Source organism: Pseudomonas parakoreensis (assembly GCF_021602155.1).
Lineage (GTDB): Bacteria > Pseudomonadota > Gammaproteobacteria > Pseudomonadales > Pseudomonadaceae > Aquipseudomonas > Aquipseudomonas parakoreensis.
Genome location: NZ_BQHY01000005.1, coordinates 200,077 through 213,180 on the forward strand (window position 1 = coordinate 200,077; position 13,104 = coordinate 213,180).

Sequence of the window (13,104 nt, forward strand, 5' to 3'; positions counted from 1 at the left end):
TGAAATACCCGCGCCGCGACCGGCTCCTGCCGTCGCGGCGTTTTGCCATTTACACCACCGCCATCCCTGTGAGCGGTGCTGACATCATTGAGTAAGGAGCGCATTCATGGCTGTTGGTCTTGGTCCTTTGCCAACGTTGCACCCGGTTGCCGGTTTTGAACTCGGTATCGCCTCGGCCGGCATCAAGCGCCCCGGGCGCAAGGATGTGGTAGTGATGCGCTGTGCCGAAGGTTCGACCGTGGCCGGCGTGTTCACGTTGAATGCCTTTTGCGCCGCGCCGGTAATCCTGGCGAAAAAACGTGTGCAGAACGCCGTGCGTTACCTGCTGACCAACACCGGTAACGCCAACGCCGGTACCGGTGAGCCGGGTCTGGCGGCTGCCGAGCGCACCACCGCCAAACTGGCCGAGCTGACCGGTGTCGATGCCAGCCAGATCCTGCCGTATTCCACCGGTGTGATCGGTGAACCGCTGCCGGTCGAGAAGATCGAAGGCGCGCTGCAAGCGGCGCTGGATGATCTGTCGGAAAACAACTGGGAAGCGGCCGCCACCGGCATCATGACCACCGATACCCTGCCCAAGGGCGCCAGTCGCCAGTTCCAGCATGACGGCGTGACCATCACCGTTACCGGCATCAGCAAAGGCGCCGGCATGATTCGCCCGAACATGGCGACCATGCTCGGCTACATCGCCACCGACGCCAAAGTCTCCCGCGACGTGCTGCACAACCTGATGCTCGACGGTGCGAACAAGTCGTTCAACCGCATCACCATCGACGGCGACACCTCGACCAACGACTGCTGCATGCTGATTGCCACCGGCAAGGCTGCCCTGCCGGAAATCACCCGCGCCGAAGGCGAGCTGTTCGCCAAGCTGAAACAGGCGGTATTCGAAGTGTGCATGGACGTGGCCCAGGCCATCGTGCGTGACGGCGAAGGCGCGACCAAATTCGTCACCGTTGAAGTCAACGGTGGCGGCAATCATCAGGAATGCCTGGACGTCGGTTACACCGTGGCCCACTCGCCGCTGATCAAGACCGCGCTGTTCGCTTCCGACCCGAACTGGGGCCGTATTCTGGCCGCTGTCGGCCGTGCCGGCGTGCCGAACCTGGATGTGAGCAAGATCGACGTGTTCCTCGGCGACGTGTGCATCGCCAGCCGTGGCGCCCGTGCCGAGACCTACACTGAAGCACAGGGCTCGGCGGTGATGCAGCAGGAAGAGATCACCATCCGTATCGAACTGGGTCGCGGCGACTGCAGCGAAACCATCTGGACCACCGACCTGTCGCATGAGTACGTGAAGATCAACGCCGAATACCGCACCTGATCCAAAGGGTGAGGGTGGGCTGCCGGCCTCTTCGCGGGCAAGCCCGCTCCCACAGGGTTCTGTGGTGTACACGAGATTTGTGCACGACCGAAACTACTGTGGGAGCGGGCTTGCCCGCGAAAGCGTCGGTCCGTTCACCACAAGTCTTGAAGCTTTCCACTGACGAAAAGGCGCCACACCATGTCCCTGCACCTGATCATCGGCGACAAACTGCTTTCCTCCTGGTCTTTGCGTGCCGCCCTGGCGTTGGAACTGACCGGCGCCCCTTACAGCGAAGAACTGATCAAGCTCGGCAAGCCCGACACCCGCGAGCGGCTGCTCAAGCATTCGCCGACCGCCAAGGTGCCGTTGCTGCAAACCTCTCGCGGCACCATCGCCGACTCTCTGGCGATTGCCGAATACCTGGCCGAACAGTTCCCGGCCGAACAGCTCTGGCCGGGCGATGTTTACGCTCGCGCTCAGGCCCGTTCTGCGTGCGCGCAAATGCACAGTGGCTTCTTCGCCATGCGCAATCACATGCCGTTCAACCTGAGCCACGACGCTCCGCTCAACCCGGTACCGCCGGAGGTGAAGGTCGATATCGAACGCATGCTCGCGTTGTGGGCTGAATGCCGCGCCGCCGCCACGGAGCCCGGGCCGTATCTGTTTGGCCGAGTGAGCCTGGCTGACGCGTTCTTCGCGCCGATCGCCGTGCGTCTGCGAACTTACCAGGTGCCGTTACCGGCGGTTGATCAAGCCTATGTTGAAACCGTCTACCAATGGCCCGCCTTCAAGGCGTGGCAAAAGGCTGGACTGGAGGAGTTGAATCCGTGAAACGCGTACACGTCGCCGCTGCCGTCATTCGTGACGACAGTGGCAAAATCCTCATCGCCCGTCGTGCCGATACCCAGCATCAGGGAGGTCTGTGGGAGTTTCCCGGTGGCAAGGTCGAGGCTGATGAATCGGTCGAAAGTGCCCTGGCTCGCGAGCTTCAGGAAGAGCTGGGCATTGTTGTCGGCGCTGCTCGTCCGCTGATCAAGGTCCGCCATGATTACCCCGACAAGCAGGTGTTGCTGGATGTCTGGGAAGTGTCGCAGTTCAGCGGCGAACCGCACGGTGCCGAAGGTCAGCCACTGGCCTGGGTCAGCGCCAAGGATCTGCTGAACTACGAGTTCCCGGCCGCCAACCAGCCGATTGTCGCTGCTGCGCGTTTGCCCGGCGAATACTTGATCACCCCGGAAGATCTGGAAGCCCCGGCCTTGCTGCGCGGCATCCAGAAGGCAATTGCCGACGGGATCAAACTGATTCAACTGCGCGCACCGAACGGCTATGACCCCAAGTATCGAGACCTGGCGGTGGATGCGGTCGGCCTGTGTGCTGGCAAGGCGCAGTTGATGATCAAGGGGCCGTTCGAGTGGCTTGGCGATTTCCCGGCCGCCGGCTGGCACATCACCGCCGCGCAACTGCGCAAATACGCCGAAGCGGGGCGCCCGTTGCCGGCGGAGCGCTGGCTCGCGGCTTCGTGCCATAACGCTGAAGAGCTGGCGCTGGCCGAACAGATGGGCGTGGACTTCGTCACCCTGTCGCCGGTTCAGCCAACCTTGACCCATCCGGATGCGCAGCCGTTGGGCTGGGAGCAGGCGTCGACATTGATCGAGGGCTTCAGCAAGCCGGTGTTCTTGCTCGGCGGCGTTGGTCCGGCGGAGCGCGAGAAGGCTTGGGGTGTTGGCGCTCAGGGTGTAGCGGGGATTCGCGCATTCTGGCCGCAAGCTTGATTATGTGCTGAGGCCACTGGCCTCATCGCTGGCAAGCCAGCTCCCACAGGTATTGGGTGCACCGCAAATGCGGAGAACGACACAAAACCTTGTGGGAGCTGGCTTGCCAGCGATGGCGGCCGATCAAACACTACGTTCCTGAAGGTTTGGCCGCCGGCTGCCACAGAATCTCCGCAATCCCCTGCCGCCGCGCAATCAACCTTGCGGCGACGAACAACAGATCCGACAGCCGATTGATATACGCCAAACCAACCCCGGCCAACGGCTCGATCGCATTCAAATGCTGACAGCGCCGCTCGGCACTGCGCGCCAGGCTGCGGCATACATGAGCCTGGGCGATCAGCACTGAGCCACCGGGCAGAATGAAATTCTCCAGCGGCCCCAATTCTTCGTTCCATACATCAATCGCCGCTTCCAGGCGCTCGATTTCCGCCATGTTCAGCGCCTGATATTCCGGCATCGCCAGCTCACCGCCCAGATCGAACAAGCGATGCTGGCAAGGCGCGAGCACCTCGATCAATTCATTCAGATCGGGGAACGCCTCGCGCTCGGCGATCAGCCCGGCCAGCAGCACACCGACCTGACTGTTCAGTGTGTCGACTTCGCCAATGGCTTCGATGCGCGGGTGATCCTTGGGCACGCGGCGGCCATCGCCCAGGCCGGTTTCGCCTTTGTCGCCGGTACGGGTGTAGATCTTCGACAAGCGAAAGCCCATGAGTTACCTCGTTGATTGATTGGTTTCGGCGGCGATGGCTGCCGGTTGGGTCAGCGGCAGGCGCAGGGTGAAACAGGTGCCCTGGCCGGGCGCCGATTGCACTTCCATCTGGCCTTTATGGTTGTTGGTAATGATGAAGTACGACACCGACAGCCCCAGTCCCGTGCCCTGGCCGATTTCCTTGGTGGTGAAAAAGGGCTCGAAGGTGCGTTTGCGCACGCTCTCGCTCATGCCAATGCCGTTGTCCTCGACCTGAATCTCGGCCCATGGCGGATTGAGTCGGGTACGCAGAATGATCCGCCCCGGCTCGCTGTCGTCTTCGCGCTGATGAATGGCTTGCGCAGCGTTTTTCAGCAGGTTGAGCAGCACTTGCTCCAGTTCGTTGGCGGTGCCCGGCACCGGGCCGAGCGCCGGGTCGAACTGGCGGATGATCGCCTGTCCCTTGAAGTCGAAACCGATCGCCAGATCGAAGTCGTTGCCGGCAATTTCTACCGCTTGATCGATCAACGCGGGCAGATCGCACGGGGCCATTTGCCGGGTGCTGCGCCGGCTGAAACTGAGCATGTGGGTGACGATTTTTGCTGCGCGGGCGCCGGCCTGCTGGATGCCGTCGAGCAGCTTCGGCACTTCACGGCTTTGCAGGTAGCGGTTGACCGTGTCCAGCTCGATGCCGAGTTGTTCAGCGGTTTCCAGGTTCTTCGGCAGATCTGCCGACAGCCGCCGGCGAATGTTCTGCACGTTGTGCAAAATCGCACCCAGCGGGTTGTTGATCTCGTGGGCCATGCCGGCGGCGAGGCCACCGACCGAGAGCATCTTTTCCGATTGCACCATCATTTCTTCCAGCGACAGGCGCTGGGTGATGTCGTCGATGCGGATCACCACACCTCGCCCGGCACCGCCCATCAGCGGGTAGAAGGTCAGGGCGTAATGCTTGGGCTCGTCATCCTTGAACCAAGTCACCCGCTCGATCTTTGCCACCGTGTGTTCTTCCACGGTCTGCTTGAGTTGCGGCAGAAACGGCTTGAGCGGTTCGAAGGCGAGGAAGATCGGCTGGTTCAACGCTTCATCCAGGCGCGTGCCGGAGAGGGCGCTGGCCTCCTGGTTCCACTGGGTCACGTAGAGCTGCTCGTCGAGGGCGATCAGTGCCGAGGGCATGGAGTCGATGATGCTGTTGAGGTAGTTCTGGAAACCGGTGAGCTTCTTTTCGATCTTGCTGCGAACCTGGACTTCCAGTTCCAGCTTGCGGTTGGTGTGGCGGGTTTCTTCGGCCAGGCCCTGAGCCTGATCGTAGGCGGCCTGCGAGTCATCGCGGGCGCGCTTGAGTTGCTGCTCGCGGGCTTCGATGCGCGAGAGCATGGTATTGAACGCTTCGGCGAGGCTGCCGATTTCGTCATGATTACCGCGCGAGGCGCGCAGGGCGTAGTTCTCTTCACGGGTGACCTGACGCGACAGCTCTTCAAGTTCATGGATCGGGCGGGTGATCAGGCGTTTGATCTGCCGCGCAATCACCAACCACAGCAGCACACTGAAAATCAGGATGCCGAGGCTGGCCGTCAAGGTGCCGGTGTAAAACGCCATCGGCAGTTCACTGCTGGCCACCAGCAGCAGATGACCCGGTGCAGTGCCCGGGCGAGGCAGGGTGATCAACTGGTTGCTGCGAAACTCGGTGAGTTGCCAGGCTTCGATGTGCCGATAGCGTTCCGGCAGATTGAGTTTGTCGCCACGCTGCACCTGGGCGAGTCGGTCACCCTTGCCGTCGTACAACGCCGCCGCACGCAGCGGCGAATAGCTGTCGAGTTCCTTGAGCAGGCGTTCGGCGCTTTGTGGCGACTCGAGGGCTTGTGCGACCAGGCTCGGGTTGGAGATCAGCCGGCCAATGGTCTGCAGGGCCTGCGGCGCCATGCTTTCCTGGGAGATGTAATAGGCGGCGCTGATAAAGGTCAGGTTGGCGACCAGCAGAACGGTGGTCAACAACACCAGCAGGGCGGCCAGCAGTTTCTGGCCGACCGGCAGGTTTTCGAGGCGCTGGCGCAATGGCATCAGGTTTATCGCAGCAAAGGAACAAGTGGCCAGCGTAGCCGCTGCTCAGTCGCTGGGCAATCCAAGGCTGCGCAGATGCTCGACCAGACGCTGCTGCAATTGCTTGAGGTGCGGCAGGTTCAGTTGATGACGGGTGGCGACTTTGCAGGCGTGGCCCAGCAGGTAGCTGATTTCCGTGCGGCGCCGGTTCGCCACGTCCTGATACATCGACGAGTAGTTGGCCGCTGTGGCATGGATCACCCGCTCGACTTCCTGTTGCAGATTGAGCGCGGCTGCCGGTTGACCGCAACGCTCCAGCAACTCGGCCAGTTCCGCGCACAGCGTGGCGACTTCGCATTGATGCTGCTCCAGTCCGCCGTTACGGCAATCGTGAAGCACGGTCAGTGGATTGATCGCGCAATTGAGCGCCAGTTTGCGCCACAGCCGGGTGAGGATGTCGGTGCTCCATTCATGGGGGATGTTCGCCGCTTGCAGGTCGTCCAGCCAGATCGGCGCCACCGGATGACCGGCATCGCCCAGCCAGGTGAAACCGTGACCGGCAAACACCACGCGCCAGTCGCCGTCGCGGAACGCGCCTTCGGTGCTGGAGGCGCTGATGCAGCGTGCTTGCGGAACCACCGTTGCGACCGCGTCCTGACTGCCGAGGCCGTTCTGCAGCAGGATCAGCTCGGCATCTGCGCTCAGGCGCGGGGCGAGGCGGGCGACCGCGCTTTCGGCGTCATAGGCTTTGCAGGCGACCAGCAGGCGACGGATCCGCTCCGGGTCAGCTGCCGTTTGCGCGGGGACGGCATAGGTGGTGGCTGCGCCGTGCTCGACCAGGGTCAGCCCGCCGGCCGCCTGATAGCTGCGCAAACGCTCGGCATCACGCAGGATCAGCCGCACCGGCAGACCCGCGCGGGCCAGACGTGTGGCCCAGAGGGTGCCGAGGCTGCCGGCGCCGAGAACGTGCCAAGGGGTGGACATCAGTTTTTCACTCGGTAAGGTACTGGCATGCAAGGCTCGCCGTGTCGGTGGGAAAAGACCCGTTATAATGAGCCGGATTTTAACCGCAAGCCAAGCGCGCTCCCTCCTGATCGAGCGCGCCTTTTTATTGGAGAGACTACATGCCGTCGTTCGACGTGGTATCCGAACTGGACAAACACGAGCTGACCAACGCGGTCGAGAACGCCGTGAAGGAACTCGATCGTCGCTATGACCTGAAAGGCAAAGGCAGCTTCGAGTTCAAGGAAAAGGACCTGACCGTCAACCTCACCGCTGAAGCCGGGTTCCAGCTGGAAGCGATGATCGAGATCCTGAAGCTGGCCCTGACCAAGCGCAAGATTGATGTGCAGTGCCTTGAAGTCAAAGACGCTTACGCATCGGGCAAGCTGATGAAGCAGGACGCGATCCTCAAGGAAGGCATCGACAAGGAGCTGGCGAAGAAAATCGTCGCGCACATCAAGGATGCCAAGCTCAAGGTGCAGGCCGCCATTCAGGGCGAACAGGTGCGTGTGACCGGCAAGAAACGCGATGACCTGCAGGAAGCCATCGCGGCCCTGCGCGCCAAGGAATTCGGCATGCCACTGCAGTTCAACAACTTCCGCGACTAAGCTCGGTCAGAAGAACTGTGGGAGCGAGCCTGCTCGCGAAGGCGGCGTGTCAGTCAACCTCATTGCTGAATGACGCACCGCCTTCGCGAGCAAGCTCGCTCCCACATTGTTTGTGTACACCCGGCGGGTTTCTGCCGCTTGTTTTTTGCGTGCCGAATGGCCGGACATCAGGAGATGGAAGATGGATTTGAATGCTGAGGTAGATAACCTGGTCAAGGCGTCCCAGGCGTGGATTCCGATGATCATGGAATACGGCAGCCGTGTGTTGCTGGCGGTGATTACCCTGGCCATTGGCTGGTGGCTGATCAACAAGGTCACGCAAAAGCTCGGCGGTCTGTTGGCCCTGCGCAATGCCGATCTGGCGCTGCAAGGCTTTATCAGCAGTCTGGCGAATATCATTCTCAAGGTGCTGCTGATCGTCAGCGTGGCCTCGATGATCGGTGTGGAAACCACCTCGTTCGTGGCTGCGATCGGTGCAGCGGGCCTAGCCATCGGTCTGGCGTTGCAGGGCAGCCTGGCGAACTTTGCTGGCGGCGTGCTGATTCTGCTGTTCCGTCCGTTCCGCATCGGCGACTGGATCGAAGCGCAGGGCGTGGCGGGGACTGTCGACAGCATCCAGATTTTCCACACCGTGCTGCGTACCGGTGACAACAAGACGATCATCGTCCCGAACGGCAATCTGTCGAACGGCATCATCACCAACACCAACCGTCAGCCAACCCGCAAAGTAGTGTTCGACGTGGGTGTGGATTACGAAGCGGATCTGCAGAAGGCCCGTCAGGTGCTGCTGGATCTGGCCAAAGATGAGCGCGTGTTGCAGGACCCAGCGCCACAAGCGGTCATTTCGACGTTGGGTGACAGCTCGATCACTGTTTCCCTGCGCGTATGGGTCAAAACTGCAGACTACTGGGACGTGATGTTCATGTTTAACGAACAGTCGCGTGATCGTTTGAAGGCGGCGGGGATTGATATTCCGTTTCCACAGCGGGTGATTCGCGTAGTTCAGGAAACAGCCACGCAGTAACAGCATTGATACTTGGCTTCGCAGTCAGTTAATTAATGGCAAAACCCAAGAGCTGTTCGCACTCTTGGGTTTTTTTATGTTCGGGCTGAATGTTCGCTGGCTAATAAGTAGCAAGCTATTATTGGTTTTGCGTACCGAAACAAACTTGCGGCATAAAAAAACCGCCCACCTGAATCAGGTGGGCGGTTCTTGTTAGAGCAGGGCTCTACAGTACTTCAGCTGCCTATCCCGATTAGAGGATGTTCAGTGGGTACTCAACGATCAGACGGGTGTCGTTGTTGTCAGACGAGTAGCCGCTGTACGCGCCGTTCGAACGGTACATGGCGTAACGCAGACGGAACGACAGATCCTTGGCCGGACCTTCCTGGATCACGTACTTGGACTCGGCGTTCCACTCGTTTTCCTTACCTTCGCCCAGACCGTTGGTGGTGATGTTGTCACCCTTCACGTAACGGGTCATGAAGCTCAGGCCAGGTACGCCGTAGGTCTTCATGTTCAGGTCGTAGCGAGCTTGCCAGGAGCGCTCGTCGCGGCCCACGAAGTCGGAGATCTGGATGGAGTTGGCAACGAAGATGGTGCTGTTGCCGTCAACGCCATAGTAGTAAGCGTTGTCGCCGCTGGAGCGCTGGTGAGCGATGGTGAATTTGTGAGCACCGATGCTGTACGCAGCAGCCAGGGACCACAGTTTGTTGTCAACGCCGGTGGTGCCGTCGCCGATTGCGTCAACCAGGTCACCGCGCTTCTCGCCTTCGGTTTTATAACCGTTGAAGTCGAAGTTCAGCGACTGGTCTTCGTTGATTGGCAGGGTGTAGTTGAGGTTGATGTACTGCTTCTTGAAGTAGTCATCAGCATCAGACGCGGCGATGGCGGCGGTGAAGTTGTCGGTGAACGCGTAGCTGGCACCGAAGATGTTGATGTTGGTCAGGCCTTTGCCGCCGAAACCGTTTTCATCAGGCAGGCCGCCGATGCTGTCGCGGCCCATGCCGGTTTGCTTGCTCAGGGAAGTGAAGCGACCAGCGCTCAGTTCCAGGCCCTTGATCTCTTTGGAAGTGATCAGGGTACCGGTAGCGACTTCTGGCAGCAGACGGCTGTCGTCAGTGGCGAAGACCGGGCTGGCAACGAATTGCTGACCGTATTTCAGGACGGTGTCGGATACGCGGAATTTGACTGCGCCGCCGATCTTGCCCTGGGATTTTTCCGGGTTGCCGTCGCTGTCGACTGCAAACAGGCCGTTGCCGCGGCGACCCGAGCCACCGTCCAGCTTGACCGAACCCATGGCCATGGCGTCGAGACCGAAGCCTACGGTGCCTTGAGTGAAGCCCGACTCGTAGGTCAGCAGTTGGCTGACACCGGTGTCCTGGCGATAGCCGCTTTCAAAACCCGGGGTGCCGTCTTTCTTTGCAACGTTACCGGCACCATTCTTGTAATCGCGGTTCATGTATTCCATACGAGTCTTCAGTTTCAGACTCTGGTCTTCCAGGAAACCCTTGGCTTCATCCTGAGAAGACGCCATTGCGAACTGCGAGGTGCCTGCTGCAACAGCCAGGGCGATCATGCTCCACTTCATCACGCGCATCGTGATTTGCTCCTTTGGTTTTTAGAAGAGTACTGCCGTCCCACCTGTTTTATTATCTGGGCGGCTCTTTCTTTTTGTGTCGGCGCAAACTTATATCACGCCGACAATGTTGGCGATACTTGCGAATCCAACCTTTCACCTTCTTTACGACGCTGTCGCAGATGGCTTTGCAGATGTCGCAAAATCACAGTACCGATGCAATCGGACCGACAACTTTCTCGCTGTTTTTCTAGCCGTTTGCATCGCTAAAAAAGAGTCCCTGGCAAAACACTTGAATCTCCATCGGGCAACCCTGCCACTGTTTTTGTCGGGCTTAAGGCTCCCACTTCCCGTGGTGCGCTTATAGTCCATATGAGTACGAATGCAACAAGCGTGCACAAACCGCTTTCTCTATGCGGTTATTTTTCTGAGCAGTCGCTGGTCGCTGTAAAAACCGCATAAATACTGGGCCTCAAGCCCTCCTTTATCAGGGCTTGACGCCATCCTTTGCTTGGTGTTGTCGAGCTGGTTTCTGTGCGCGACAACGAAAAACGTTACCGGTTCACCCCGTCTGTGAGTATTCCGCGGATGCCTGACGCACTGAGCGTAGACGCACTGTGCGGTTTTGGTGCAAAAATTTTTACAGTTGTTCCGGATTCATACAGTTTGAGCGGGTGCAGGGGGCGAACGCTTCGGGCTTTTCTGGTCATTTCATTGTGTTGGATCGCGCAGTCGGTTCCGTCATGGTGCGTGCTGCCCAAAAATGTCGCATGCAGGAACATTGAGCAACGTCTGCCCGGGCGCGCTTATCGTGAAGCCCGGCGCATTCGCAGGTATGCTGCCTGCCTGTCGCTTGGTCTCATGCCTGTCTGGGTAGCCGCTAAGCTGAATTGTGTAGATAAGCCGGGAGTGCACGCAGTGTTTGCTTTAGATTCACGACTTCAACAGGACACCCTGACCATCGGCGACTTCCCGCTCTGCCGGCTGCTGCTGTCCAATGATGCCAATTACCCGTGGTTCATCCTGGTGCCTCGTCGCGACGATATCAGCGAGTTGTTTCAGTTGGATGTCGCCGATCAGCAGCAGTTGTGGCAGGAGACCACGGCGCTGGCCGAGCTGCTGAAGGATCTGTTCGACGCCGACAAGTTGAACGTTGCGACGCTGGGCAACGTTGTCAGCCAGTTGCACATGCATGTGATCGTGCGCAAGCGGGATGACGCGGCATGGCCGGCGCCGGTCTGGGGTAAACACCCGGCCAGACCCTACAGCGCCGAAGAGGTTGCGGGCATTCGTGAACGGCTGCGTCTGGTGCTGACCGAAGACTTCACGTTTCTGGAGGGTTGAACCATGAACCTTGAAGAACGCGTTACCGATCTGGAAAGCCGCCTGGCGTTTCAGGATGACACCATTCAGGCGTTGAACGATGAGCTGGTGGCGCAGCAGCGCGTGATCGAACGCCTGCAACTGCAGATGGCGGCTCTGATCAAGCGTCAGGAAGAGATGGTCGGGCAATTCGACTCTTTCGAGGAAGAAGCGCCACCGCCGCATTACTGATGCCAACACATTTGTGCAGGCGTAAAAAAACCGCGAGCAGCGTGGCTGCTCGCGGTTTTTTGTTGCCTCGAATCAGCGACGCGGCAGGGCGGCGATCACGTCCTCGGCTTGCAGGCCTTTGTCCCGGTTCATCACCGAGAACTCCACGCGTTGGCCTTCAACCAGGACGCGGTGGCCTTCGCCACGGATTGCACGAAAGTGCACGAAAATATCATCGCCGGAATCCCGGGAGATGAAGCCGAAGCCTTTGGAGGTGTTGAACCACTTGACGGTACCGGTATCGCGGTTGCTCATGTCATAGGTAGTCGGTGCGGCGGCCGGTGAAGACTTGTAGAAGCTGATGGCCAGATGCAGGATCACGGCAATCAGTGCAATCACCAGGCTGAACAACACGGCCGGTTGACCGGCGATGACAGGCATCGGTGCAATCAGAGTCAGGGTTTGCAGGACGACAGTCAGCACGAGAAGAGCGCTGACCAGATTTTGCAAATGCTGGCGCGGGCCTTTGTTCCAGTAAGGAATTACAGGAGCGATGACCAGGTTCAGCAGGCCGAAAAGGGCCAGATAAAGTGCATCGGGTTGTTGCAGGTAAGGAACGGCTTCGGCTTTCAAGCTGGGTATGAACGACAGCAGCAAGGCCGCTGCGCCCATTAGCAGGTGGACGATTTTCAACATTTTGATTGGCTCACGTTATGACGGCTCACAAGGAAGAGCTGAAGGCGCACGGTTCGCTTCGGAAACAATAAAGAGGCGTTGGACACGTGCCCGGCATCAGCCTATGCGCGAGGCCCCGAAAAATGGGGCATGGCGACACACTGCCTATTTAACAGCAAAGCCTGCAGCGACTCAAATCACCCCGGCCAGCGGCACCTGCCCGGTCGATTTGTCGCACGGCGAGCGAAAATTGCCGGCTGCGAGGTCGCGGCTGCCTTGCTAGAGTGGGTCTGCACCTGTTGGATGAATTCAATCGCCTTAGGGGGTAAACATGGCAATCGATATCGGTATCAGTGAAGAAGACCGCAAGTCCATCGTCGAGGGGTTGTCGCGGTTGTTGTCGGACACCTATGTGCTGTATCTGAAAACCCATAACTTCCACTGGAACGTCACAGGTCCCATGTTCAGGACCCTGCATCTGATGTTCGAAGAACAATACAACGAGCTGGCGCTGGCGGTGGATCTGATCGCCGAGCGTATCCGCGCCTTGGGTTTTCCGGCGCCGGGTGCCTACGCGACTTACGCGCGACTCTCCTCCATTAAAGAGGAAGTCGGCGTGCCAAGCGCCGAGGACATGATCAATCAGTTGGTCGAGGGCCAAGAGGCCGTGACTCGCACCGCTCGCGGGATCTTCCCGCTGTTGGACAAGGTCAGTGACGAGCCGACAGCCGACTTGCTGACCCAGCGCATGCAGGTGCATGAGAAGACCGCATGGATGCTGCGCGCGTTGCTTGAGACCTGACAAGCCTTTGCGCGGATGTCCGGGGGGATGTCCGCGTGCTGTTTCAAATCTTACTGAACATGTCGGCTTATCCTACGTTGCTGGGCAACTAGT

General features: G+C 59.5%; 13 protein-coding genes. 8 read left to right on the plus strand and 5 right to left on the minus strand.

What is annotated here, in order from left to right; translation table 11 throughout:
• Window positions 1–106: 106 nt before the first annotated feature.
• The 3 genes from argJ (at window position 107) to L6D63_RS09465 (ending at window position 3,078) form a co-directional block, all read left to right on the plus strand.
• Window positions 107–1,324: a bifunctional glutamate N-acetyltransferase/amino-acid acetyltransferase ArgJ gene (gene argJ, locus L6D63_RS09455; RefSeq protein WP_047296069.1), complete on the plus strand. Its 1,218-nt coding sequence runs from the start codon at window positions 107–109 to the stop codon at window positions 1,322–1,324.
• 180 nt (window positions 1,325–1,504) lie between these two features.
• Window positions 1,505–2,137, plus strand: a complete 633-nt coding sequence (locus L6D63_RS09460; protein WP_047296068.1) for a glutathione S-transferase family protein — start codon at window positions 1,505–1,507, stop codon at window positions 2,135–2,137.
• Window positions 2,134–3,078, plus strand: a complete 945-nt coding sequence (locus L6D63_RS09465) for a Nudix family hydrolase (protein WP_047296066.1) — start codon at window positions 2,134–2,136, stop codon at window positions 3,076–3,078. The genes L6D63_RS09460 and L6D63_RS09465 overlap by 4 nt, the downstream gene beginning before the upstream one ends.
• A 130-nt stretch (window positions 3,079–3,208) precedes the next feature.
• On the opposite strand, the gene L6D63_RS09470 is transcribed toward L6D63_RS09465, so the two are convergent.
• From L6D63_RS09470 to L6D63_RS09480, 3 genes are read right to left on the minus strand one after another with little or no spacing between them, the layout of a single operon-like run.
• Window positions 3,209–3,793: a cob(I)yrinic acid a,c-diamide adenosyltransferase gene (locus L6D63_RS09470; RefSeq protein ID WP_047296064.1), complete on the minus strand. Its 585-nt coding sequence runs from the start codon at window positions 3,791–3,793 to the stop codon at window positions 3,209–3,211.
• A gap of 3 nt (window positions 3,794–3,796) precedes the next feature.
• Window positions 3,797–5,833: a sensor histidine kinase gene (locus tag L6D63_RS09475; protein ID WP_047296063.1), complete on the minus strand. Its 2,037-nt coding sequence runs from the start codon at window positions 5,831–5,833 to the stop codon at window positions 3,797–3,799.
• Window positions 5,834–5,878: 45 nt separating this feature from the next.
• Entirely contained in the window at window positions 5,879–6,796 is a 918-nt protein-coding gene (locus L6D63_RS09480) for a putative 2-dehydropantoate 2-reductase (RefSeq protein ID WP_131671153.1), read from the minus strand.
• Window positions 6,797–6,936: 140 nt separating this feature from the next.
• Here L6D63_RS09480 and L6D63_RS09485 point away from each other — a divergent pair, with 140 nt between their 5' ends.
• A complete protein-coding gene (locus tag L6D63_RS09485) occupies window positions 6,937–7,422 on the plus strand; it encodes a YajQ family cyclic di-GMP-binding protein (protein ID WP_003227548.1) in 486 nt (161 codons plus the stop codon).
• 181 nt (window positions 7,423–7,603) lie between these two features.
• Window positions 7,604–8,446: a mechanosensitive ion channel family protein gene (locus L6D63_RS09495; protein ID WP_047296061.1), complete on the plus strand. Its 843-nt coding sequence runs from the start codon at window positions 7,604–7,606 to the stop codon at window positions 8,444–8,446.
• Between the two features lie 232 nt (window positions 8,447–8,678).
• On the opposite strand, the gene L6D63_RS09500 is transcribed toward L6D63_RS09495, so the two are convergent.
• Entirely contained in the window at window positions 8,679–10,022 is a 1,344-nt protein-coding gene (locus L6D63_RS09500) for an OprD family porin (RefSeq protein ID WP_047296060.1), read from the minus strand.
• A gap of 897 nt (window positions 10,023–10,919) precedes the next feature.
• Between L6D63_RS09500 and L6D63_RS09505 the strand changes: the two genes are divergently transcribed.
• Window positions 10,920–11,345, plus strand: a complete 426-nt coding sequence (locus L6D63_RS09505) for an HIT family protein (protein ID WP_131671154.1) — start codon at window positions 10,920–10,922, stop codon at window positions 11,343–11,345.
• 3 nt (window positions 11,346–11,348) lie between these two features.
• Entirely contained in the window at window positions 11,349–11,555 is a 207-nt protein-coding gene (locus L6D63_RS09510; RefSeq protein ID WP_131671155.1) for a SlyX family protein, read from the plus strand.
• Window positions 11,556–11,627: 72 nt separating this feature from the next.
• Here L6D63_RS09510 and L6D63_RS28620 read toward each other — a convergent pair whose 3' ends face one another.
• Window positions 11,628–12,230 carry a cold-shock protein gene (locus L6D63_RS28620; protein ID WP_131671156.1) on the minus strand — a complete coding sequence of 201 codons (603 nt, stop codon included), beginning with the start codon at window positions 12,228–12,230 and terminating at the stop codon, window positions 11,628–11,630.
• Window positions 12,231–12,540: 310 nt separating this feature from the next.
• On the opposite strand from L6D63_RS28620, the gene L6D63_RS09520 reads away from it, so the two are divergent.
• A complete protein-coding gene (locus L6D63_RS09520; protein WP_131671157.1) occupies window positions 12,541–13,011 on the plus strand; it encodes a Dps family protein in 471 nt (156 codons plus the stop codon).
• The last annotated feature ends 93 nt before the right edge of the window (window positions 13,012–13,104 follow it).